24 protein-coding genes, 1 tRNA gene and 1 other RNA gene are annotated in these 22446 nt (G+C 70.2%); 16 read left to right on the top strand and 10 right to left on the bottom strand.

What is annotated here, in order from left to right:
• The first annotated feature begins 114 nt into the window (after positions 1-114).
• From ACH4U8_RS26445 to ACH4U8_RS26475, 7 genes are all read left to right on the top strand, one after another.
• Positions 115-252, top strand: a complete 138-nt coding sequence (locus tag ACH4U8_RS26445; protein ID WP_391586302.1) for a hypothetical protein — start codon at positions 115-117, stop codon at positions 250-252.
• A 9-nt stretch (positions 253-261) separates the two neighbouring features.
• On the top strand, positions 262-1452 hold the full coding sequence (locus tag ACH4U8_RS26450) for a JmjC domain-containing protein (protein WP_395780664.1): 1191 nt from the start codon (positions 262-264) through the stop codon (positions 1450-1452).
• Positions 1449-2351, top strand: coding sequence for an aldo/keto reductase (locus tag ACH4U8_RS26455; protein ID WP_395780665.1), 903 nt, complete (start codon positions 1449-1451; stop codon positions 2349-2351). Before ACH4U8_RS26450 ends, ACH4U8_RS26455 begins: the two co-directional genes overlap by 4 nt.
• The gene (locus ACH4U8_RS26460) at positions 2335-3174 is read left to right on the top strand and encodes a hypothetical protein (RefSeq protein ID WP_395780667.1); all 840 of its coding nucleotides are present in this window, start codon (positions 2335-2337) and stop codon (positions 3172-3174) included. Before ACH4U8_RS26455 ends, ACH4U8_RS26460 begins: the two co-directional genes overlap by 17 nt.
• 251 nt (positions 3175-3425) lie before the next feature.
• Positions 3426-3821: an ATP-binding protein gene (locus ACH4U8_RS26465; protein WP_395780669.1), complete on the top strand. Its 396-nt coding sequence runs from the start codon at positions 3426-3428 to the stop codon at positions 3819-3821.
• Positions 3818-5038, top strand: a complete 1221-nt coding sequence (locus tag ACH4U8_RS26470) for an endonuclease/exonuclease/phosphatase family protein (protein ID WP_395780671.1) — start codon at positions 3818-3820, stop codon at positions 5036-5038. The genes ACH4U8_RS26465 and ACH4U8_RS26470 overlap by 4 nt, the downstream gene beginning before the upstream one ends.
• Positions 5039-5606: 568 nt before the next feature.
• Positions 5607-6137 carry a hypothetical protein gene (locus ACH4U8_RS26475; protein WP_395780673.1) on the top strand — a complete coding sequence of 177 codons (531 nt, stop codon included), beginning with the start codon at positions 5607-5609 and terminating at the stop codon, positions 6135-6137.
• An 81-nt stretch (positions 6138-6218) separates the two neighbouring features.
• Here the strand turns inward: ACH4U8_RS26475 and ACH4U8_RS26480 are convergent, their stop codons facing one another.
• From ACH4U8_RS26480 to ACH4U8_RS26505, 6 genes are all read right to left on the bottom strand, one after another.
• Positions 6219-6527 (bottom strand): hypothetical protein, encoded by a 309-nt coding sequence (locus ACH4U8_RS26480; RefSeq protein WP_395780675.1) that lies wholly within the window; start codon positions 6525-6527, stop codon positions 6219-6221.
• Between the two features lie 182 nt (positions 6528-6709).
• The gene (locus ACH4U8_RS26485; RefSeq protein WP_395780676.1) at positions 6710-8434 is read right to left on the bottom strand and encodes a mobilization protein; all 1725 of its coding nucleotides are present in this window, start codon (positions 8432-8434) and stop codon (positions 6710-6712) included.
• On the bottom strand, positions 8431-9066 hold the full coding sequence (locus ACH4U8_RS26490; RefSeq protein ID WP_395780678.1) for a plasmid mobilization protein: 636 nt from the start codon (positions 9064-9066) through the stop codon (positions 8431-8433). Before ACH4U8_RS26490 ends, ACH4U8_RS26485 begins: the two co-directional genes overlap by 4 nt.
• 90 nt (positions 9067-9156) lie before the next feature.
• A complete protein-coding gene (locus tag ACH4U8_RS26495) occupies positions 9157-9876 on the bottom strand; it encodes a DUF2637 domain-containing protein (RefSeq protein ID WP_395780680.1) in 720 nt (239 codons plus the stop codon).
• Positions 9877-10108: 232 nt separating this feature from the next.
• Positions 10109-10816: an ATP-binding protein gene (locus ACH4U8_RS26500; protein WP_395780682.1), complete on the bottom strand. Its 708-nt coding sequence runs from the start codon at positions 10814-10816 to the stop codon at positions 10109-10111.
• The gene (locus ACH4U8_RS26505; protein ID WP_395780684.1) at positions 10813-11706 is read right to left on the bottom strand and encodes a hypothetical protein; all 894 of its coding nucleotides are present in this window, start codon (positions 11704-11706) and stop codon (positions 10813-10815) included. The genes ACH4U8_RS26500 and ACH4U8_RS26505 overlap by 4 nt, the downstream gene beginning before the upstream one ends.
• Before the next feature lie 327 nt (positions 11707-12033).
• Between ACH4U8_RS26505 and ACH4U8_RS26510 the strand changes: the two genes are divergently transcribed.
• The 3 genes from ACH4U8_RS26510 to ACH4U8_RS26520 all read left to right on the top strand — a co-directional run bounded on the left by ACH4U8_RS26510 (position 12034) and on the right by ACH4U8_RS26520 (position 14196).
• Positions 12034-12591, top strand: coding sequence for a multiprotein-bridging factor 1 family protein (locus tag ACH4U8_RS26510; protein WP_395780686.1), 558 nt, complete (start codon positions 12034-12036; stop codon positions 12589-12591).
• 130 nt (positions 12592-12721) lie between these two features.
• Positions 12722-12964 carry a helix-turn-helix domain-containing protein gene (locus tag ACH4U8_RS26515; RefSeq protein WP_395780688.1) on the top strand — a complete coding sequence of 81 codons (243 nt, stop codon included), beginning with the start codon at positions 12722-12724 and terminating at the stop codon, positions 12962-12964.
• Positions 12965-12978: 14 nt separating this feature from the next.
• The gene (locus ACH4U8_RS26520; protein ID WP_395780690.1) at positions 12979-14196 is read left to right on the top strand and encodes a tyrosine-type recombinase/integrase; all 1218 of its coding nucleotides are present in this window, start codon (positions 12979-12981) and stop codon (positions 14194-14196) included.
• A 90-nt stretch (positions 14197-14286) separates the two neighbouring features.
• Here ACH4U8_RS26520 and ACH4U8_RS26525 read toward each other — a convergent pair whose 3' ends face one another.
• From ACH4U8_RS26525 to ffs, 4 genes are all read right to left on the bottom strand, one after another.
• A complete protein-coding gene (locus tag ACH4U8_RS26525) occupies positions 14287-14949 on the bottom strand; it encodes a hypothetical protein (protein WP_395780691.1) in 663 nt (220 codons plus the stop codon).
• A complete protein-coding gene (locus ACH4U8_RS26530; RefSeq protein ID WP_395780693.1) occupies positions 14946-15419 on the bottom strand; it encodes a hypothetical protein in 474 nt (157 codons plus the stop codon). Before ACH4U8_RS26530 ends, ACH4U8_RS26525 begins: the two co-directional genes overlap by 4 nt.
• A gap of 136 nt (positions 15420-15555) precedes the next feature.
• Positions 15556-15640, bottom strand: a tRNA-Ser gene (locus ACH4U8_RS26535).
• Between the two features lie 61 nt (positions 15641-15701).
• Positions 15702-15800, bottom strand: an RNA gene (gene ffs / locus ACH4U8_RS26540) — signal recognition particle sRNA small type.
• Positions 15801-15891: 91 nt separating this feature from the next.
• Between ffs and ACH4U8_RS26545 the strand changes: the two genes are divergently transcribed.
• From ACH4U8_RS26545 to ACH4U8_RS26570, 6 genes are all read left to right on the top strand, one after another.
• Positions 15892-18039, top strand: a complete 2148-nt coding sequence (locus tag ACH4U8_RS26545) for a DNA polymerase III subunit gamma and tau (protein WP_395780695.1) — start codon at positions 15892-15894, stop codon at positions 18037-18039.
• Positions 18040-18200: 161 nt separating this feature from the next.
• Positions 18201-18542, top strand: coding sequence for a YbaB/EbfC family nucleoid-associated protein (locus ACH4U8_RS26550; RefSeq protein ID WP_360315959.1), 342 nt, complete (start codon positions 18201-18203; stop codon positions 18540-18542).
• A gap of 85 nt (positions 18543-18627) precedes the next feature.
• On the top strand, positions 18628-19227 hold the full coding sequence (recR, locus tag ACH4U8_RS26555) for a recombination mediator RecR (RefSeq protein WP_020554882.1): 600 nt from the start codon (positions 18628-18630) through the stop codon (positions 19225-19227).
• Positions 19220-19840, top strand: a complete 621-nt coding sequence (locus ACH4U8_RS26560) for a DUF5063 domain-containing protein (RefSeq protein WP_355530901.1) — start codon at positions 19220-19222, stop codon at positions 19838-19840. The genes recR and ACH4U8_RS26560 overlap by 8 nt, the downstream gene beginning before the upstream one ends.
• A gap of 206 nt (positions 19841-20046) precedes the next feature.
• Positions 20047-21315: an aspartate kinase gene (locus ACH4U8_RS26565; RefSeq protein ID WP_126639165.1), complete on the top strand. Its 1269-nt coding sequence runs from the start codon at positions 20047-20049 to the stop codon at positions 21313-21315.
• Positions 21312-22379: an aspartate-semialdehyde dehydrogenase gene (locus ACH4U8_RS26570; protein ID WP_360315964.1), complete on the top strand. Its 1068-nt coding sequence runs from the start codon at positions 21312-21314 to the stop codon at positions 22377-22379. Before ACH4U8_RS26565 ends, ACH4U8_RS26570 begins: the two co-directional genes overlap by 4 nt.
• The last annotated feature ends 67 nt before the right edge of the window (positions 22380-22446 follow it).

The following is a 22446-nucleotide window of genomic DNA, read 5'->3' on the forward strand; positions in this document are numbered from 1 at the left end:
CGCACGACGCGGTTCGGTGGGTCCACGCGAACGGACCGGGACGTGAAGTCCCGCTCACCGCGACGCGTCGGGGGCGGTGGCAACCCGCCCTCGCAACCGAAAGGGAGGAATGCCATGCCTGAGATCGTGCCCACCACGGCCAAGGCGGAGGACGGCCTGCTGGTCGCCCGCCGCCGTATCGTCGCCGCCCGCTCCCGCGCCGAGCAGCCGTCCGACGGCGGCTCGACCGGCGTCAGCGACACGAACGACTGACGGCCCGACATGACGACCGCCGACACCTCGGTGGTCGCGCGCCTGGGCGGGGAGACCTTCCTCGCCCGGGCGTTCGGCCGAGAGTTCCGTATCGCACGCGGGGACGCCACCACCGTCGCCGGCCTGCTCGGCTGGGAGGACGTGAACGCCATCCTGGCCCGGCACCGCCTCGAACCGCCGCGCCTTCGCCTGTGCTCGGGCGGCGAGATGCTGCCGCAGCACCTGTACACGCGACCGGTGACCACCCGCCGCAACACCGTGTGGAACCGCATCCAACCGGCTGCCCTGCACGAACGGTTGGCGGCTGGCGCCACCCTCGTCCTGGACGCCGCCGACGAACTCCATGCCCGCATCGGCGACCTCGCCGCGCAGCTGGAACGCGACTTTCGCACCGCGGTGCAGGCCAACCTGTACGCGTCGTGGACCGCGAACGAAGGCTTCGGGACCCACTGGGACGACCATGACGTCGTTGTCGTCCAGGTCGACGGCGCCAAGCGGTGGCGCCTGTACGGTCCCACCCGCGTCGCGCCGATGCACCGCGACGTCGAAGCCCCAGAACCACCACCCGCCGAACCGATCGCGGACCTCGTACTCACCCCGGGCGACACGCTGTACGTGCCGCGCGGCTGGTGGCACGCCGTTGCCGCCGAGAACGGTGGGCGGTCCCTGCACCTGACCTTCGGCTTGCAAAGCACGACCGGCGCCGACCTGATCGGCTGGCTCGCCGACACCCTGCGCACTCATCAGGCGGTACGCGCCGACGTGCCGCGGCTCGGAACAGCACAACAGAAGCGGGACTTCGCCGAGACCCTGCTCAAGCTCGTCACAGCCGAACTCGAAGCCGAGGGCGTGGTCGATCGATACGCCGAGTTCCGGGACGCGACCGAGCAGCCTCGGCAGGCACCTTCGCTGCCCTATGTCGACGGTGTGCCCGCGTCGCCCGGGTTGCCGGTGAGATTGCTCGTCTCACGGGCCTCGGTGACCCGTGACCCGGACGGCCGGGTCGTACTCACGGCAGGGGGCGAGGAGTGGATCTTCGCTCCGCAGGTACACGCGATGCTCACCCTTCTCCTGGACTGCCGTTCCCACCGGCTCGGCGAGCTCGCCCAGACGTCGGGGGTGCGCGTCGAACAGGCCGCCGCCGCCGTCACCGAGCTGGTGGCAGGCCAAGTTGCGCACGTCGGGACGGTGACCACGTGACGGCCAAGCCCGCGTTGGGCACCTATCGCTGCCCCGACGTGACACTCGCGGCGACGGTCGCGGTGGCCGCCGGGGTCGAGTGGATCGACACTGCGCCCAACTACGGCGACGGGACGGCCGAGCGCGCTCTGGCACCGATGCTCGCGGCACACCCTCGAATCCGGGTGTCCACGAAGGTCGGCTTCATGACCCGGGAGACCGCCGCCGAAGCATTCACCGCAGGGGTACTTCACCGACGCGAAGCGGGTATCCGGCACAGCCTGGCGCCCGAGTTCGTATGTTGGCAGATCCACCGCAGCCGATTCGAACTTGGGCGACGACCCGACATCGTCTTCCTGCACAATCCCGAACACGCCCCCGAGGGCAGCCCCGAGGCCCAAGCCGCGCGACTGCTGTCGGCGATCGCGGCCCTCGAAGAAGCGGCTGCCGAGGGCACGATCGGCGGCTACGGCATCGCGACCTGGACCGGCTTCTCCACCGGCCGGTTCGACGTCGAGACACTACTGTCCATGGCGCGGACCGTCGCCGGTGAGAGACACCACCTGCGGGCAGTGCAACTCCCCGTTTCCCTGGTCCGCCTCGAACCGGTAGTCGCCGCCATGGCGGGCGGCGGCGTGCTTCGAGACGCCCTCGCCGCGGGCATCGAGGTCTTCGCATCGGCTCCGCTGCACGGGGGCGAGCTGCCCGCGATGCTCACACCCGAGGCCGTTGAACTCGTCGGCGACGGACTGACGGCCGCGCAGGCCGCCCTGATCGTTGCGGCCTCCGCGCCGGGAGTGTGTCGTGTCCTGCTCTCCAGCAGCGACCCGCAACACTGGAGCGACGCCATGAAAGCCTGTGCGCGTCCGCCGCTCGAACCGAGTCGACTCCGAAGGATCAGCGATGTTTTCGCCGCCTGACGACCCGCGCGAAGTCGCCTTGATGCGCGACGCCTACCGGCGTTCCGCCACCGTTCTCACGGTCCTTCCCGACGACGGCACCGAAGTGTGGGGATGGCGCGGCAGGACCCTGAGCGGGCCCGTCACCGGTGACCACGGCCTCGGGTGGCTGCGACTCGTCCGCGCACCCGCCGACAAGGCCGGCGGCCGGTTGTGGCTCGGGCCGGAGGACGCCGAGAAGGCCATCCCGGACTCCGTGCCGAGGCCCCGGTTGCGCGGCGTCGAGGACTGGGCCGACGGCGACCACGCCTTCCGAGCCGAACTCCACGAACGCGTCACGACCCGCCCGATCACCACTGCCGGTCCCGTACTCCGCGAGGACCCCGGACTTGACGACACGTGGTGGCACGACCTGCGCCGGGCACTCGACCACATTGCCCCCGTGACCACCGACCGCGTCGCCCTGCGTCAGGCATACGTCGACCGCGCCATGCCCGAATACCTCGGACGTCCGATCGACACGACCGTGCCCACCTGGACCACCGCCCACGGCGACCTGCACTGGGCCAACCTGACCGCACCCCGGCTCGCCATCCTCGACTGGGAAGGCTGGGGCACCGCCCCGGCCGGCTACGACGCCGCCATGCTCCACACCTACAGCCTCCTCGTCCCGGACGTCGCAGCCCGAATCCGAAACGAACTCGCGCACGTCCTGAACACCCCCGCAGGCCGATTCTCCGAACTCGCCGTCATCACCCAGCTCCTCCAGACCACCACCCGCGGCGACAACCTCGACCTGGAACAACCCCTGCGCGCCCGAGCTGGCCGAATTCTCGGCAGCTGACCCTTCGATTCCTCCCAGGAGCCAAGCCGACGGGATCGGCTTTGGATGTGGGGGCGGCGCGTTGGCTCCGTACCTGGAGAACCCTGAACGAGGCTCCGCCTGTTCCGCAGCTCTCAGCCCGGAACTCCGCCCTACAGCGGACCACGGTTCGCGTACCGGTGTTGTGATTCCGACCCGGGCTGATCGCGCGCTCACTCATGCGCACACACGAATGGTTTTCACCACGAATCCCGAGAAGTCTGAGGACTACTGTGCCCAGCGATACTCTCGAACTTCCTTCCGTCCTGCGGTTACAAGGCCCTCGGCCCGTACGGACCGCGCGTGAGCACGCCGCAGCCAAGGCACGAGTCGCCGGCGCCCACGAGGACGACGTCGCCGAGGTAGTCAGCGAACTGACCACGAACGTCTTCGTCCACGGCCACCCGACGAGCGCCGTACTGGTGACCACCCACGCGTCCGACGGCCTGTTCTGGGTAACGGTGCTGGCCCGCCAACGTGCGGTGACCCTGCCGCAACCCGTCGAGGAGCCGGACGCCGAATCCGGACGGGGACTGCTCCTGACCCACGCCCTGACGACCGCCTTCCGATGCGAGCGTCGACAGAACGGCTACCAGGCGTTCATCGCCGGATTCGCGGTGCACCCGTGATCGGCCGATTCGTCCAACGGGCGGACGCCAGGGTCCCCCAGGGTGTCGACCAGGACATCGACAACGTTCCGCACCCATTGCGGCTCTCCACCTTCGAGCGGGTCCGCGCTGGTTGCTGGGCTGCCGTGGAGTGGTGGGACGTGCACGTGCGTCACCGCGACCTGCACCGCCGGCTCGACGGCGTGCGTGCGGACCTGATCGGCGTGGGCCGCCTCGACTCCCGGGGCTTCGCCACCTACGCGAACTCGCTCCGAACGAGCCTTGACCCACGGCTCGCGGGCGACGCGCCCCACACGGCGACCAAAGCGTCCGATGAGGACTGGTGCGACATGGAGGCGTCCTTCGAAGGCTTCGCCCGGGAGTACGCAGCGTTCCAGGTGTTCCGCCGTGACGGGATGGCCGAGAAGGAGAGGGCGATGCCGGGTTCGGTCAGGCGTGTGGGCACCTACAACCTCTTGGACGGAGGGGGCGATCGCTTCCCCTCGCAGATGGCGGTCCTGCGGGCGATGGACCTGGATCTCGTCGCCCTGCAGGAGGTGCAGCACGGTACTCGAAACGATCACGCGCTGGAGTGCGCGATCGCGAACGAGTTGGGCCTGCAGACGATGTTGGCTCCGTCCGGGAGTCACGGGTGCCATCTGGTGCTCGCGTGGAACCCCGCCAAACTTCGGCGCGTCGGCTACACCCCCGATGCCGCCGAGGGGAAGTTCCACCACACGCTCCAGCGCGTCGAGTTCGTCGTCCCCGACAGCGGCGCGCCCCTCACCGTCCTGCACACGCATCTGGACCCGTTCTCGGGCGACGACCGCGAGAGCGAGGCCCGGTGGCTCACGGAGTACGCCGCGCCCGGTCGGCGCACGCTGCTGCTGGGTGACCTAAACACGATCGGGGCGTTCGACCCCGAACCCGACTGGTCGACCCTGCCCGCCCACCTCCACTCGCGGCACCGGCTGTGCCGCGAGGACGGGACCCTCGGCCTGACCGACCGGCGGGCGATCCGCCTGCTCGACACGGCCGGGTTCGTCGACCCCTTCGCGAACGTGCGATCAGGGCGCGAGACGGTCGGTCACTGGGACGAGAAGGAGGACGGCATCCGCCGCCGGAGCGACCACATCCTCGGCAGCGGACTCGCCTTCCGCACCGCGGGCGTCATCGACGACCCGGCCGTGCGCCGACTCTCGGACCACCTGCCCGTCTACGCGGTCGTCGAGGTCTGAGACCGACACCCGTCCATGGCTGTGAGCTCCGCTCCGGTCGCGTGAAACGTCCGCGACCGAAATCGCCACCTCTCGGCGCAGGCCCGCGCCGAGCGCCAGCGCCCCGCCCTCGCGCGTACACCCCCGGCGCGGGGGCGGGGTTCCCGCAAGACGGCTCCGGCGACCGGCGTTGACGGTTCCGGGTGTGGCCGTCGGTCATTCCATGAGAAGGACCTGGTGACGTGACGTACTTCTGTGCTGCCGTTCTGGCCTGGGTTGGGCGGCTGTTGTTCGGACCGCCGGATGGTAACCACGTCCGCCAGCACGCGCCGACGGCCCACCGCTTACCTCCTGCCGCTGGCCCTCGGAAGCCGGCCGCAGGCGGGCGGACGCTGGCCCACATGCGCGAGTGCGGGTCGGCAACAGGCCACCCGGAAGGCAAGGGGCTCAAGACCTTCCCCTCGGACCATGAGGCTCCGACGGTGCGGCCGTATCTCCGGGAGGCGGAGCGTCACCGACGAGCACACCCGGCCGCGGCACCGCACGTGCTCAAGGGCGACTGCGATCTGCGGGTCGCGACGGTGTGCCCGTGAAGCCCGCCGACGGAACGAGCCCGGAACCCGAACGCTGGCCGGACCTGCGGGAGCTGTCCGCGTTGCTGGAGCGGTGGCGGATGGAACCCTGGGTGGAGATCGCCGAGGCGGCCCGTACCGCCGGAACGCTCATGCGGGACCGTCTGGTCGCAGGCGGACGGTGGGAGGCGCTCCCCGCAGGCGAACAGGCCGCCGTGCACTGGGCGATGACCACCGGCCACGTGCACGTGACCAACCCGCAGCGCCATCGGAACCCGGACGAGGACGGCACTCGTCTGCATCGACTCGCCGAAACCGCCAGCCACGTCGCCGACCTGTGTGACGGCTGGGCACACGGGAAACATGCGTGTGACGCACGCCGTGCCGAGGACCTCGGCCGCACGATGGTGGCGCTGCCGCACGGGTGGCGCGGGGAGGCCATGCGCCGGGTGACGGACGGCGAAGACCCGTCGGCGGTGTTCACCGAGGCACACATCGCCCTGAACATCTTGCGCAACGTGTATGGCATCGACGCCCGCACACCTTGACCCACGAGGCGGAGCTTGCCGGCCCACGAACCGGCGGCGGCGGCGCCGTGTGGGAACGCTGCCCGGCGCCGCTCATGCGGATCAGACGTACGTACCGGCGAGCAGCCCGTCGAAGCCGAGACTGACGAGGGCTTCGGTGTAGGTGGGCCAGTAGCGGTCCGGTGGTCCGGCGGCGAGGGTCTCGAAGTCAGCGGCGCCGAGGTTGGGTTCGTGCCATTGGTGTGCGCAGCGGCAGCGGATGAACGTGTGGCCCCGGTGGTGGACGAGGAGCCAGTCGCGGCCGGCGCCGCAGGCCGGACAGCGCACCGGGATGCCGGTGACACGGAGCTCGTCCGGGTGCTCGGTGCACGTCACCAGGGCGGCCTGGTCGTAACTCCCGGGTTCGGGCATGGGGTGCAGGTTCGGAACGGGCGGGAGCACGGGTCGGTCGTCGGGGTGGGGTTCGGGCATGGGGTCCTCTCCGGTCGGGGACGACACACCATGCCCCCGACCGGCTCTACAAGTCCACCGTGTTCGGCGGCCCTTTGGAGCCGCGTTCGCGCAGGTCACAGAAGTCATGGCGGGTTCTGTGGTCAGCGTCTGCGGCGACGCTCCTCCGTGGTGGGGCGCATCGGGGTGGGGGCGACGGGCCGGGCCGGTGCGGTGGCCGTGCGTGTGGTGCTGCGGGTGGTGGCGGCTCGTGCTTGGGCGGTGGGTTGGTGGAGTTGGCGGCGGATGCGCCAGGTGAGGACTTCGGCGGGTGAAGCGGCGGTGTCGAGTTCGCGCTGTCCTACGGCTTCGAGCAGGACGGTGGTCGGTGCTTTGCCGGTGCGGGCGGCTTGGGCGAGCGCGGTGTTGAGGGCGGGCCAGGCGGGGTCGGTCAGGATGTGTTCGGCGTGCTCGGGCAGTACCTGCCACAGGGCGTCGAGGAGTTCGGGCGTGGCCGGTGGTGCCTCCTGGCGGCGTGCTTGGGGCGAAGTGTCGGGTCGCGTCGGGCGGGTGGCCGTGGCTCGCGGGGTGGTGGTGTGGCGGTAGGCGAACTGGAGGTGCTGGAGCGCCTGGTGGGCTGCGGCTGCCTGCTGGTGGTGGTTGCGGGCTCGGTGCCAGTGGGCGGCGGCGATCGCGGCCAGGACGAGGGTGCACAGGATCATGGCGGTTGCTCCGCCGTCCTGTTCGCCGCGGCCGGCCCACAGGAGGTCGCGGGCCGCCGAACGCAGTGCGTCTCCGGCGCGTTGGTCGGCCTTGATGCGCGAGCGGGTGGCGCGTTCGAACGCGATCGAGGCTCGGCGGACCTCGATGCGGGTGGGGCCGGTGGTGACGACGACCATGGCGGCGAACGCCTCGCCCAGCGCGCAGAGTTGCCCGGCCGCCGCTTCGTCCTCGCTTTGGCGGAGGTGCCCGGGGACGGCGTCGAGGGTGGCGGCGGCCCGGTACCAGGTTTCGGTGGTGGGGGTGCCGCGGTCGGGGTCGGGGTGGAAGCGGGCGCGGATCTTGGGCAGGGACAGGTCCGGGGCGAGTCTGGTGCCGCTGAACCAGATGGGTTCGCCGTGCGCGTTGGTGTCGTCGGGGAGCGCGACGTTGTAGCCGCCGACGTCGCCGGAGGGCAGGACTCGTTTCCTGATCTGGACCCCGAGCCGATCGAGAGCGGCGAAGAACTCCGTCTCGTTCGAGGCCGCCGCGACCGCGGTGCGGACCATTTCCCGCAGCTGTTCGCGCGGGGTGGTGGTTCGCCCTCGGCGTTCGGCCTTGCGGCGTTCCGCGTCGGTGGGTCGTCGGGCGGCGGTGCGGTCGGGGCGGTCGACCCGGACCAGGCCCCATTCCTCCTCCATGCGGGCGCATTCGGCCCCGGCGCGGAAGACGTCCCGGTAGTTGTCGGGGCGACGCAGGTCGGCCTGGACGAGGGTGGCGAGGATGTGGATGTGGTCGTCGGCGTGGCGGACCGCGATCCAGCGGCACCCGTTGGGGTCGCCCTCGGCGGCGATGCCGGCGGCGGCGACGACGCGGCGTGCGGCCTGGGCCCATTGCTCGTCGGTGAGGATCGGGTCGTCGGGGTGGTTGCGCAGCGAGCAGTGCCATACGTGCTTGTCGGGGGCGTTGGCTCCGGCCTGGTCCACGCGCACGTCCAACAGGCGCGCGAGTCGGGTCATGGCGGCGGTGTACTCGGGGGTGTCGGGGGCGAGGTGTCCGGGGTCGGGGAGGAAGCCCTCCCACGCGGCGACGATGTGCTGATCGGTGTGCGGGCTGCTGCTCTTGCCGGGGCCGAACAGGTAGTGCAGCGTTCCGCGGGTCCTGGTCCTGTTGACGATCTTGACGATCATCGGGTGGCCGTCCGCCCCAGGCGCAGGTCGGTCGCTGCCTCGACCTGCTCGACGACCCGACGGCAGTGGTCGATCCCGTCGGTGACCGCAGTGGCCAGCGCGGTGTCCTCGGGGCGGGTCGGCCCGCCCGCGTTGAGGCGGTGGGCGACCTGGTTGAACAAGGTGCCCGCACGGACCAGGGCGGTTCGGGTGCGGACGAGTTCGTCGAGGAGGGCGTCGTCCGCGCCGTCGACCCGGAAGCCGGTGGCCCGGGCACGGGCGAGGGCGGCGTCGGCGATGTACCGGGCGAGAGTGTGGCGCTCGGAGGTGGCGGCCTCTTGGAGGTCGGCACGCTCGGAGACGGACAGGCGCACGCTCACGGGCTTGCGCTGGATCTTCTTGCGCTTGCGGATACGCGGCTTGGCGGGAGCGGTGGCGGAGGCGTCGACGGGCGCGTGCGGCGGCGTGTCGGCGACGGTGTGAGGCGGTTCCCCCTCCCGTCGCGCCCCCCGGCGCTGCGGGCCGTGTGCGCCGTCCCCGCCCTCGGGGATCGGCGCACACGCGTGGGCCCGGCCGACGGACGGTCCCACGCCTTGCTTGCCCGCCCCGTCGAGGAGGTTTTGCGTTGTGGCGAAGGGGAGTTCGTCGCTCAAGGTTCCGACTCCAGACTGGGAAAGAGGTCGCCCGCCCGAACAGCCGGGCGGGCGAGGGCCGATGACGGGTGATCAGGTACCGGCGGGCGTCTACGTGGCGGCGTTGGCCTCGTCGCGCAGGGTCCGCATCAGGTCGGTGAGGCGTTCGTTGGAGACGCGCCGGCCCTGGTCGCGCAGGGCGTTGGCCACGATTGCCCGGGTGATCCGGCCGCTGTCCGCGACGGCGCGGCGAGCCGGCGACAGCAGGTCGTCCTCGGCCGGGAGGGGCTCCGGCCCGGCGGTGACCACGGTCGCCTCCCCTCCGGCGAGGGGGAGTTCGGTCCGCCGGGTGTCCGGGGTGACCGTCGCTGTGGGCACTCGGTCAGTTACCAGATCACCGGTCCGGGACGGGTGTCCGGCCGTGGTCCGCCGGTCGGTCGCAGCGGTCGTGGGTGCGGGTTGGCGGGCGATGAGGATGTACAGGTGGACCGCCCCGGCGAGGGCGAGCGGGGCGAGCGTCGACAGGACGCCGACCGTGGTGTCGCCGAGCCGCAGGCCGGGATCGTCCGGGTCGGTCTGCTGGTTGATGCGGACCGCGTGCAGGACGTTGGCCCAGATGCTCGCACCGGTCGCCGATCCGAACAGCGCCCACACGTACACCCGGGCGGCCGGTGGCGCGGTCCGCAGGACCAGGAGCGCGCGGATGCCGTAGGCGATGAACCCGTCGATCAGCAGCGGGAACAGGAAGCTCAGCGCGCCGCGCACGTGGACGGCCACGGCCATCTGTCGCAGCGCGTCGTACGAGAGGGCAAACCCGGCGAGGCCGAGCACGGCGATCGCCGCGCGGTCCCAGGTTGTCGCTCGTGCGGAACCGGGGGCGTGGATGGTGGTGGTCAGAGTCGCCTCCTGCGGAGTGTCGATGGGGTAGGCAAGGGTTTGGGCAAGGTCCAGGCGCGGTGGCGTTGCACTCGTCCGCCTCGATACCGAGGGGCAGCGTCTGCGGGCGTCTGCGGGCGTCTCCGTGCCGTGACGTTCCGAGCGCCGGGGCAGCCCCCGACGGTGGTCAGTCCGTCGGTCGGCGGCGGTCGGGTCCGGTGAGGATGACGCGGTCGGTCATCTCGGCGAGGCGGGAGGCGACCCGGTCGCCGAGGACGTCGCGGATGCGGGGGATCGGCAGGTTGGTGGTGAACAGGGTCGGCAGCATGTACTCGTAGCGGTGGTCGACGAGGCGGTAGGTCAGTTCCTCGGTCCACTCGGAGGTCTTGGCGGCGCCGAGGTCGTCGAGGATGAGCAGCGGGCAGCGGCTCAGTTCGCGCATCTCGCCTTCCGTGTCGTGGCCCTGACGGGGTCTCATGGCGGCGTACAGCGCGGCGGTGGTGATCTTGTTCCAGCGCAGGCGTACCCCGGCCCGGAGGAGGCCGCGGACGGCTCCGTACGCCTGGTGGGTCTTGCCGGTGCCGGTCGTCCCGGCGATCAGCAGCGAGGGCCCGGTCGCGATCCCGAACGTCCCACCCGGTCCGGGACATGCGTCGTCGACGATCTGCCGCATCCACGCGGTGATGCCGGGGTGGTCGGCGACGGCGGAGCGGTAGCGCGGTGGGATGCGCTGTTCCGCCAAGGCCAGGGCGTCGGCGATGCGGTCGATGTCGTCGTCGGCGTTAAGGGGGCGTGCGGGGTCGAGGCCGCGTTCGGCGAGGATGCGCAGGACGCGCTGCTCGGAACCGGCGCCCACCTGTAGCGGGTCGGCGTGTCGGCGGAGGCCGGTGGTCACAGGTCACCGCCGTAGGCCGCTTCGGGGTCCTCGGGGTTGGTCCACGGTCGGTACGTCGTCGGGGCGCCGGGTCGGTCGGCGTTCATGACCTCGTTGACCAGCCCTGGCAGTGCGCTCGGGTTGAGCCCCTTGGCCCGCAGCAGTTCCAGGCCGGCCCGGATGTGCCCGGCGGGCACGCCCTCGTCCACGAGAGTCTTCGTCTCCCGGCCGATCCTGCCCAGGACGCTCTCCGGCGGGCGGGTGCGGCAGGCGTTCACGTATTCGGCGACGAGTGCGGGGACGGTGTCGGGCGCGGGCGCGCTCGCGCCCCCCGGAGGGAAGATCCTAGGTCCTAGATCCAAGATCCTAGATCCGGGCGTTGAGCCCTCACCGACATCTCCGTGAGGGTTCACTGAACCCTCACTGAATGCCGTGCGACCTGCGGATTCGCGATTCACGGAGTCATCCGTGAGGGTGCGGTGCACCTTCACGGAGCCCTCACTGAGCCCTCCGTGAGGGCTCGGTGAGTCGTCCCCGAAGCGTCCTCCGGCCTTCTTGCGCGAGGCGTCGTGATCCGGGCAGGCGGGCAGCCGAGAAGGGCTCGGCCGGTTGATCTTCTGGTGCTCGTGCCAGGTCACGATGTGCAGGTACCGCTTGCCGTCCGGGGTCGTGTAGCGGCAGAGGAGTCCGGCCTCGGCGAGCTGCTGGAGGTCGTTCTCGACGTCGAGCGGCGTGTGTTCGGGACGCAGCGGCCACAGCAGCCCGGCGATGATCGCGGGGTGGTCGCGGTGCCGTCCGTGGTCGTCGGCCTGGGTGAAGAGGCCGACGAAGGTCCGCTCGGCGGTCAGGCTGACCGAGGCGAGGCTCTCGGAGGTGAACAGCTCCGGCTTGATCGTACGGATGCGCGCCATCGCTATCGCACCCCGATCCGGGCGGCGCGACGCGTGGCGGATGCACCCCGGAGGGCTGTCGTCGTACGCTTGGTCAAGGCATTTCCTCACTCGGCGGTCCGGGGGGCAACCCGGTTCCACCGTGGTCGAGCGTTCAGGGATGGGCGGTCGCGAGGTGTGTTGTGGGGCTCCCGGCGTTCGTAGCGCCGGGAGCTTTTGCGTTCCCGGTGCTACCCGGGCCGACCCTCCGTTAATCCCTGGAGGATCGTTTGCATTCTGTCTTGCATCAGGCTACTCTCCAACGGCGGTCGATGCAACAGGGCTTGATCGCATTGCAAGGAGGATCGGATGAGCGGATCGGTGCCCGGCCCGCCGGGCGGCCCGCAGTCGATGTGGAGCGAGGACAACGTCGCCGAGCGCGTGCGCCTGGAGCGCGAGGCGCGCAAGTGGAGCACCGCGACACTGGCCGAGCGCATGTCGGACGCGGGCTTTCCCATCAACCAGTCCGCGATCTGGCGGATCGAGAGCGCCGAGCCCCGGCGGCGGATCAACCTCGACGAGGCCATCGGCTTCGCCCAGGTCTTCGGCATCGACCTCGACAACCTCCTCGGCCCGCCCCAACTCGCGATGCACGAACGCGCCGTCCAACTGATCGACGACGTCCGCACGTCCTACCGCGCCATCCGCGCGGCCAACGACCAGCTCGCCGCCGCCCAACAGGCCCTTGAGACCTACATCGACGCCCACCCCGAGATCGAGGACGAGGTCGGCGAAGCCGTGAGCCAGGTCATCGCGGAGGAACTGGTCACCCCGGGCCCCTTCTCCGGCCCACCCCTCGTCCACTTCGGCCATCCACCGAACACGGACGAGGAGGACGACGGCCCCACCAGCCCATCGGGCGAGTAACCGCCCGCCCGAAACCCGCCGCCCCGGTGCTACGAACACCGAGGCTGCGGCCCGCACCACGCTCCGCCCATCCCTGAACGGAACGACCCGGCGGCCTTTTGCCCAAGGCGCCGCCGAGTAAGGACCTGCCTTGTCCCAGATCCGCCCGAACACCGCCGTGTCCGCCGAACCGACCGGCGACCCCACCCTCGTCGCCCTCACCGTCGAGGAAGCCGCCCGCCGCCTCGGCATCGGCCGCACCACGATGTACGCCCTGATCGCCTCCGGCGACATCCCCTCGGTCACCATCGGCCGCCTGCGCCGCGTCCCGGCCGAAGCCCTGGGCGCGTACGTCGCCGATCTGCTCGTCGCCGACCTGCCGCTCGCGGCCTGAGCGGGGGCGATCGAATGGCCGACAACACCCGGCAGCCCAACGGCGCCTCGTCCATCTTCCAGGGCAACGACGGCCGCTGGCACGGCTATGTCACCGTCGGCGTCAAGGACAACGGCCGACCCGACCGCCGCCACGTCTCCGCCAAGACCCGCGCCGAGACCACCAGGAAGGTCCGAGCCCTGGAGCGCGCCCGCGACGCGGGTACCGTCCGCAAGGCCGGCCAGGCGTGGACGCTCACCGCGTGGCTCCGGCACTGGATCGACAACATCGCCCCGCTTGCGGTCACCGAGAACTCCCTCGCCGGCTACGAGGTCGACGTCCGTGTGCACCTCACCCCGGGCCTCGGCGCGCACCGTCTGACCAAGCTGGAGCCCGAACACCTGGAACGCTTCTACGCGAAGATGCAGGCCGCTGGCAGCAAGCCCGCCACCGCCCACCACGCCCACCGCACCCTGAGCGTCGCCCTCGGCGAGGCGGTCCGTCGCGGGCACCTCACGGTCAACGTCGCCAAGATCGCCAAGGCCCCGCGCCTGGACGAGGAAGAGGTCGAGCCCTACTCGGTCGAGGAGGTCCAGCGGATCCTCCTCGCCGCCGTGCAACGGCGGAACCAGGCCCGCTGGGTCGTCGCACTCGCTCTCGGCCTACGACAGGGCGAAGTCCTCGGCCTGAAGTGGTCGGACGTCGACCTCGACTCGGGCTTCATGTGCGTCCGGCGCGGCCGACTGCGCCCCAAGTACGCGCACGGCTGCGGCGACACCTGCGGTCGCAAGGCCGGCTACTGCCCCTCCCGCGAGCAGATCCGCCGCGAGACCAAGGACACCAAGTCCCGAGCGGGCCGCCGCACCATCGGCCTGCCCGACGAACTGACCAAGATCCTCCGCCGCCACCGCGAACTCCAGGACGCCGAACGCGCCCAGGCCCGCCAGCTCTGGACCGAGACCGGCTACGTGTTCACCTCGGCCACCGGCACGATCCTCAACCCCAATACCGACTACCACCACTGGAAGGAACTCCTCCAAGAGGCCGGCGTCCGGGACGCCCGCCTCCACGACGCCCGCCACACCGCCGCGACCGTCCTCCTGCTGCTCGGCGTCCCCGAGCGCATCGTCATGGCGATCATGGGCTGGTCCTCGACCACGATGGCCAAGCGCTACCAGCACGTCACCGACCCCCTGCTGCGCGACACTGCCGACAAGCTCGGCAATCTGCTTTGGGGAACGGATCGAATGTAGGACGCCTCCGAGAGGCGGCTGCTGGTGAGAAGTAGGGCAGGCGCTGAACAACAGCAGGGCCCGGCTTTGGAGCTGGGCCCTGCTGTGCTTCTACAAGCTCGCCTTCCAGTTGCGGATGGCCTGATCGAGCCGTGAACGTAGCCGCTCCGCTGCCACTGTGCCTGGCCATAGTTCCGCGTACGCCTCGCTGGAGCGTTTGGCAATCAGTGCGCCCAGGTTGGTGGAGCTTCGACTTGGGAAGACCAACGAGCACTTCTTCTCGCCCAGTTCGTGGGCGAGCCCGAGGAAGCCACGGCCGACTCCGAGCGGCGGCGAAGCTGCGTAGTCCTTGGCCTCGATCGCGGCCACGAGGTTTCGGCTGCGTGGGTACACCCTGGCCTGGCGGCTTCGCTCTGCCTCTTGGTGGTCAATGATCGCGACGTCACACTCATGGGCAACCTTTGAGTTGGTTGCCATCACGTAGACGCCCAAGTGGATCTCAAGTTGCTTCTGCAGGTCAGGGAAGCTGACCAGCGCGTAGGTAAACGATCCGGACCAGAGGTTGCCCGGCTGAGTACGGAACCTCAACGAAGAAGTGGCAGTCTGCCCGTTCTGCGTCAGAACGGTGGTTCCGCCGGCCGCACCTGCCGCCTCGATGCACAGGACGAGCAGCGAAGCCTCGTATAGGTCTGACTCGGTTGCTTTCCTGCGGTAGACAGGCTCGAGAGCGCCGATCGCGTGCTCGATGGCCTGAATCAGGTCGTCTGCACTCATCGGCCGTCCTCCGACCGCGTTTGCGCTTGTGGCAGTAGCAGCTCGCGTGTTGTATGGAGCGCTGCCGAAGCCCGCTCGGTCTCTCTCACGAGGTCGACACGGACGACCGGTTCGAGTTCGGGGTCGACGAACTCAATGCTCACGTCCATCTGATGCTCCTTGGCGGTCTTCAGTAGGACGGCCCGCGAGGCATGCATGGTCTCCGCGAGAGTGAGGAGAGCCTCGCGGATCAATTCGATCCGCTCCTCACTGCTATAGGGAACCATCGCGATATCCGACTTCCGAAGAGCGGGCAGATCCGTGTTCGCGAGTCGGCTGGCCCGCTCGTCGAACATCCCTTCCCGCTGGAGCTGCTCACCTGAGACAGCTCGGCCCTGCCTGAACTCTTGGTCGAGCTGCTCGGCCAGGCTCGGCAACTTGGCCCTCAGCAGTTCCATGACGTTCGTGTACTGCTGGTCTATGGCGGCCACGTTCCCCCTTTGCTTGCTTGGTTGTGCGTGGGCTGTGCGACGACGGCGACAACTGCAACCAAAACTGCAACCAGGAGACGACGATGGCCCGGGCCGCTGAGCGGTCCGGGCCATCGTTTGCCCTGGTGGGCGAAGGCGGAGGATACGAGATTCGAACTCGTGAGGGTGTGAACCCAACACGCTTTCCAAGCGTGCGCCCTAGGCCACTAGGCGAATCCTCCGTGCGGAAGCTTACAGGAGGTCGGTGTGTGCTCGCGCACCCCTATTCGAAGGGGGTGGGGACGCAGTGAACCCCCCGTGCACCCGGCAGAGCCTCCCTATCCTTGCTGCCTTCCGGCCCTGGGGAGGTTCAGGAGGATACCGCCGCACGGGGGGTCCGGCGCCTACAGTACCCGACCCGGGTCGGTGTTCGGGCACGGGCGGGTGGGTGAGGGGTCCGCGTGTGTCCTTCGGCCCGGCTATCGTCGGGGGCGTGTCGCTCGCCCTCTACCGTCGCTACCGCCCCGAGACCTACGCAGAGGTCATCGGGCAGGAGCACGTGACGGAACCCCTGATGCAGGCCCTGCGGAACAACCGCGTCAATCACGCCTATCTGTTCAGTGGGCCGCGAGGGTGTGGCAAGACCACCAGTGCGCGCATTCTCGCCCGGTGTCTCAACTGTGAGCAGGGGCCGACGCCCACGCCGTGCGGCGAGTGTCAGTCGTGTCGGGACCTGGGTCTCGGCGGGCCCGGCAGTATCGACGTGATCGAGATCGACGCGGCGTCGCACGGTGGTGTGGACGACGCTCGTGATCTGCGCGAGAAGGCGCACTTCTCGCCGGTGAGTTCGCGCTACAAGATCTACATCATCGACGAGGCCCACATGGTCACGTCGGCGGGCTTCAACGCGTTGCTCAAGGTGGTCGAGGAGCCGCCGGAGCACCTGAAGTTCATCTTCGCCACCACCGAACCGGAGAAGGTGATCGGGACCATTCGGTCCCGGACGCACCACTATCCGTTCCGGTTGGTGCCGCCCGGCGTGCTGCGCGACCACCTCGCGTCGGTGTGCGAGACGGAGGGCATCAAGGTCGAGCCGACCGTGCTGCCCTTGGTCGTGCGGGCCGGTGCCGGGTCGGTGCGGGACTCGATGTCGGTGATGGACCAGTTGCTCGCGGGCGCCACCGACGACGGCGTCACCTATGCGATGGCCACCTCGCTGCTCGGGTTCACCGACCGGTCGCTGCTGGACGACGTGGTCGAGGCGTTCGTCGCGCAGGACGGTGGGGCCGCCTTCGAGCTGGTCGACCGGGTGATCGAGGGCGGGTACGACCCGCGCCGGTTCGTGGCCGACCTGCTGGAGCGGCTGCGCGACCTGGTGATCCTGGCCGCGGTGCCGGACGCGGCCGACAAGGGCCTGATCGACGTGCCGGCCGATCAGTTGGAGCGCATGGTTCGGCACGCCGCCGAGTTCGGCCGGGCCGGGCTGACCCGTGCCGCCGACATCGTCAACACCGGCCTCACCGAGATGCGTGGCGCCACCGCGCCGCGGCTCCAGTTGGAGCTGATCTGCGCTCGGGTACTGCTGCCCGCCGTCGACGCCGGCGAGCAGGGCCTGCAGACGCGCCTGGAACGGCTGGAACGCCGCGTGTCGGTCGGCGGCCTCCCCGCCGGGCCCGCCACCCCGGACCACGCCCGCGCCGAGGCCCCGGCCCCCGCGCCGACCCGCCCGCCGCAGGCCCCCCCGCCCCAGGCCCCTGTATCGGCTCCCGCAACCCAGCCGCAGCCGCAGCAACCACAACCACAACAAGCCCAGCCGCAGCCGCAACACCACCAGCCCCAGCAATCCCAGCAACCCCCCACGGCCCCCGGCGCCTGGCCCCAGGCCCGCACCGCCGGCTCCGGCCCACCCCCCGCCGCGGCGCCCCACCAGCCCCAGCCCCCGCAGCAGCAGTACCAGCCCACCCAAACACCCCCCACCGCCGTCCACTCCCAGCCCACCGGCGACCTGGCCCGGGTGCACGAGATGTGGCCGCAGATCCTGGACGCCGTACGCGGCCGCAACCGGGTCGCCTGGATGATGCTGCAGACCGTGACCGTGGCCGGTTTCGACGGCACCACCCTGACCCTCGCCTTCGAGCAGGCCGGCGCCCGCGAGGGCTTCCGCAGCAGCGGCCGGGACGAGATCGTCCGGCAGTCCGTCCAGGACGCCTTCGGCTTCGACTGGCGAATCGACTGCGTCGTCACCGGCGAATCCGGAGCCGCCCCCGCCCGCCGCCCCGGCAGCCAGGCCCCCCAGGCCCCGCCCCAGGCACCCCCGGCCACGACCCCGCCCGCGGATCGCGCCCCCGCCACCCCACCCCCCGGCGCCTGGCCGGGCGCCCCCACCCCTGCGGTCGCGCCCACCCCGCCCCCCGCCCCGCCCCGCCCCACACCGGGCGCAGGCTCGGGCGCCCCACAGACACCGCCCACCCGTCCCCAGCCACAGCAACCCCCGCCCCCGCCCGAGCCGGACTACGGCATCCCCGAGGACATCGGCCGGTACGACGACGAGGACCTGGCGGACGACGGCGGCCTGTCCACCCACGAACTGCTCGCCCGCGAGCTCGGCGCGACGATCATCGACGAGTCGCCCACCACCTGAGCCCCACCCGACCCGCCGGCCCCACCACCGACCTGCCCCAAGCCTCCCGTCGCCGCGCATCCGCCCCGCCCGGAGCCGTAGGCTCGACCGCAGGACGACCGCCGAACGGGCGCCGTCCCGAGGCGGTGCGAAGCCGCGTCCGAGCGACGAAGGGTGTCCAGGTGTTTCCCGGTGGTGGCCAGCCCGACATGCAGCAGTTGTTGCAGCAGGCGCAGAAGATGCAGCAGGACCTCATGGCGGCGCAGGACGAACTCGCCCGCACCCAGGTGACCGGAAGCGCCGGTGGCGGCCTGGTGACCGCGACCGTGTCCGGCGCGGGCGAGCTGCTGGCTCTGGAGATCTCGCCGTCCGCGGTGGATCCTGAAGACACGGAGACCCTCGGCGACCTCATCGTCGCCGCGGTGCGCGACGCCAACCGCGCCGCTCTGGAGATGCAGTCCCAGTTGATGGGCCCGCTGGCCCAGGGCATGGGCGGCGGTCCACTCGGACTGCCCGGCATGTGAGCCGAGCCCCCACGACCGAAAGCCGAGCCCACGCAACACCCGCACACAGTTCCACCAGGAATCAGACCAAGCAGGGAGACGGTAGGTGTACGAAGGCGTCGTACAGGACCTCATCGACGAGCTGGGCCGACTGCCCGGTGTAGGGCCGAAGAGCGCGCAACGCATCGCCTTCCACCTCCTGGCGGCCGACCCGGCCGACGTCCGGCGACTCGTGCACGCGCTCGTCGAGGTCAAGGACAAGGTGCGGTTCTGCGCCACATGCGGCAACGTGGCGGAATCGGAGCAGTGCCGAATCTGTCTCGACCCGCGACGCGACGTCGCGGTGATCTGCGTGGTCGAGGAGTCCAAGGATGTCGTGGCGATCGAGAAGACCCGCGAGTTCCGGGGCCGGTATCACGTGCTCGGTGGCGCGATCAGCCCGATCGAGGGCGTGGGCCCCGACGACCTGCGGATTCGTGAGCTGATGACCCGGCTCGCGGATGGTGTGGTGACCGAGTTGATCCTGGCCACCGACCCGAACCTGGAAGGAGAGGCGACCGCGACGTATCTGGCTCGCCTGTGCAAGCCGATGGGTCTGCGGGTGACCCGGTTGGCCAGCGGGCTGCCGGTGGGGGGCGACCTGGAGTACGCCGACGAGGTCACGCTCGGGCGTGCCTTCGAGGGGAGACGACTGCTCGATGTCTGACGACCTGAACGAATTCACCAGTGAGATCGCCGACCAGATCGACAGCTTCGTCCTGGCCGTCACCGAGGTGGCCAAGGGCGAGGAGCCGGAGCAGGCGGTGTCGATGCTGCTCCTGGAGGTCTCGCAATTGATGCTCGCGGGCGGCCGACTCGGCGCGATCGCCGACGTGGTGCCCGACGACCGCTTCGAGCCCGACTCGGGTCCGGACCCGGACGTCGACGCGTTGCGTTCGGCGTTGTCCCGGCTGCTGGAGCCGATCGACGTGTACTACGAGGTCTTCGACCCGTACGTGCCGAAGTCCAAGCCGGTCGCCGCGCGGCTGTCGGACGACGTCGCCGACGTGGTGGCCGACCTCGCGCACGGGCTGGCCCATCATCGGGCCGGACGCAGTCGTGAGGCCCTGTGGTGGTGGCAGTTCTCGTACCTGTCCAACTGGGGCGCGACCGCGAGCGCCGTGTTGCGCGCGCTGCAGTCGGTGGTGTCGCACGCTCGCCTGGACGATCCGATCATGGAGAGCCTGGATCCGGCCGGACAGGCGCTCGCCGACGAGTTGGTCGACGAACTCGCCGAGCAACTGGACGAGGCCGTGGTCCTGGGCGGCCCGCACACCTGACCACTCGAAAGCGGGTGATTCGGATCTTTTCGGAGCGGAGTCCGGCGTGGAAACCGGGTCTTCGTCACCGAATGACCGCTTAGTGATGCGTACGTCGCACAATCCCGCCTAGTGATACGTACGTCTCACAATGTGAATAAAGCTTTGACCACTGTGCGGCCTAGTTAGACTGTGCCGACCGCACAGATATCAAGCGAGGAGCGCACGTGGGCCTTGTCGTGCAGAAGTACGGCGGCTCCTCCGTCGCCGATGCCGAAGGCATCAAGCGCGTGGCCAAGCGAATCGTCGACACCAAGAAGCAGGGCCACGAAGTGGTCGTGGTGGTGTCCGCGATGGGCGACACGACGGACGAGCTGATCGATCTGGCGCAGCAGGTGAGTCCCATCCCTTCCGGGCGCGAGCTCGACATGTTGCTCACCGCGGGTGAGCGAATGTCGATGGCGCTGTTGGCGATGGCGATCAAAAACCTGGGCGTCGACGCACGGTCGTTCACCGGCAGTCAAGCCGGTGTGATCACCGACGCGGTCCACAACAAAGCGCGCATCATCGATGTGACGCCGGGACGGATCCGCTCCGCGCTCGACGAGGGCGCGATCGCGATCGTGGCCGGCTTCCAGGGCGTGTCCCAGGACACGAAGGACATCACCACGCTCGGCCGCGGCGGCTCGGACACCACCGCCGTCGCGCTCGCCGCCGCGCTGGACGCCGAGGTCTGCGAGATCTACACGGACGTGGACGGCATCTTCACCGCCGACCCCCGCGTGGTGAAGAAGGCCCGGAAGATCTCCCGGATCAGCTACCAGGAGATGCTGGAGCTGGCCGCGAGCGGATCCAAGGTGCTGCACCTGCGGTGCGTGGAGTACGCCCGCCGCTACGACATGCCCGTGCACGTGCGGTCGTCCTTCTCGGGACTCGTCGGCACTTGGGTGACGGATGAACCCGAAGGGGACGACATGGAGCACGCGATCATCTCCGGGGTCGCCCACGACACCAGCGAAGCGAAGATCACGGTGGTCGGGGTCCCGGACAAGCCGGGCGAGGCGGCCAAGATCTTCCGCCTGGTGGCGGACAACGAGATCAACATCGACATGATCGTGCAGAACGTCTCCGCGGCCTCCACCGGCCGCACGGACATCTCCTTCACGCTGCCGATGTCCGACGGCCAGAACGCGATGACCGCGCTGACCAAGGCCCAGGCCGAGATCGGCTTCGAGTCGCTGCGCTACGACGACCAGATCGGCAAGATCTCGCTCGTCGGCGCCGGCATGCGCTCGCACCCGGGCGTGACCGCCAAGTTCTTCGAATCCCTCACCGGCGCGGGGGTGAACATCGAGCTGATCTCGACCTCGGAGATTCGGATCTCGGTGGTCTGCCGCGCCGACGGCGTTCCGGCCGCCGTACAGGCCGTGCACACCGCGTTCGGCCTGGACGACCAGTCCGGCGAAGCCGTCGTCTACGGAGGTACCGGCCGATGACCCGCAAGGACAAGCCCACCCTGGCCGTGGTCGGCGCCACCGGCGCGGTCGGCACGGTGATGCTCGAACTGCTCTCCACCCGCCAGGACGTGTGGGGCGAGATCCGGCTGATCGCCTCGGCGCGCAGCGCGGGCAAGAAGCTCGTCGTGCGCGGCGAAGAGGTCGAGGTCATCGCGCTCACCGAGGAATGCTTCGACGGCGTGGACGTCGCGATGTTCGACGTGCCCGACGAGGTCTCCGCGCACTGGGCGCCGATCGCCGCGAGCAAGGGCGCGGTCGCGGTGGACAACTCCGGCGCGTTCCGGATGGACCCCGAGGTCCCGCTCGTGGTGCCCGAGGTCAACGCCGCCGCGGCGCGGGTGCGGCCGCGCGGCATCATCTCCAACCCCAACTGCACGACGCTGACCATGGTCGTCGCCTTGGGCGCGCTGCACGCCGAGCTGGGCCTCAAGGAACTGGTCGTCGCGTCGTACCAGGCCGCGTCCGGCGCCGGGCAGCCCGGTGTCGACGCGCTGCGCGAGCAGATCGGCAAGGTCGCGGGCAGCCAGACGCTGGGCACCCAGCCCGGCGACGTGCGCCGCGCGGTGGGCGACTTCGGTCCGTTCCCGGCGCCGCTCGCGCTCAACGTGGTGCCGTGGGCCGGTTCGCTCAAGGACGACGGCTGGTCGTCCGAGGAGCTCAAGGTCCGCAACGAGTCGCGCAAGATCCTGGGGCTGCCCGACCTGAAGGTGCACACCACCTGCGTGCGCGTCCCGGTGATCACCACGCACTCGCTCGCGGTGCACGCCGTGTTCGAGAACGAGGTCTCGGTCGCTCGCGCGCACGAGATCCTGGACGGTGCCCCCGGCGTCGTGCTGTGCGACGACCCGGAGAACGGCGAGTTCCCGACGCCGGCCGATGTGGTCGGTACCGACCCGACCTGGGTCGGCCGGGTGCGCCGTTCGATCGACGACCCGTTCGCGCTCGACATGTTCATGTGCGGGGACAACCTGCGCAAGGGCGCGGCGCTGAACACCGCCCAGATCGCCGAGGTCGTCGCCGCCGAGCTGGTCGAGCGCGACTAGCCGCGAACCCAGGACTGCGGACCGTCGCGGCAGCCGGTGTCTCCCACGGGGGACACCGGCTGTCGTG

The organism is Embleya sp. NPDC020886, assembly GCF_044333915.1.
In the GTDB taxonomy this organism is placed as follows: Bacteria; Actinomycetota; Actinomycetes; order Streptomycetales; family Streptomycetaceae; genus Embleya.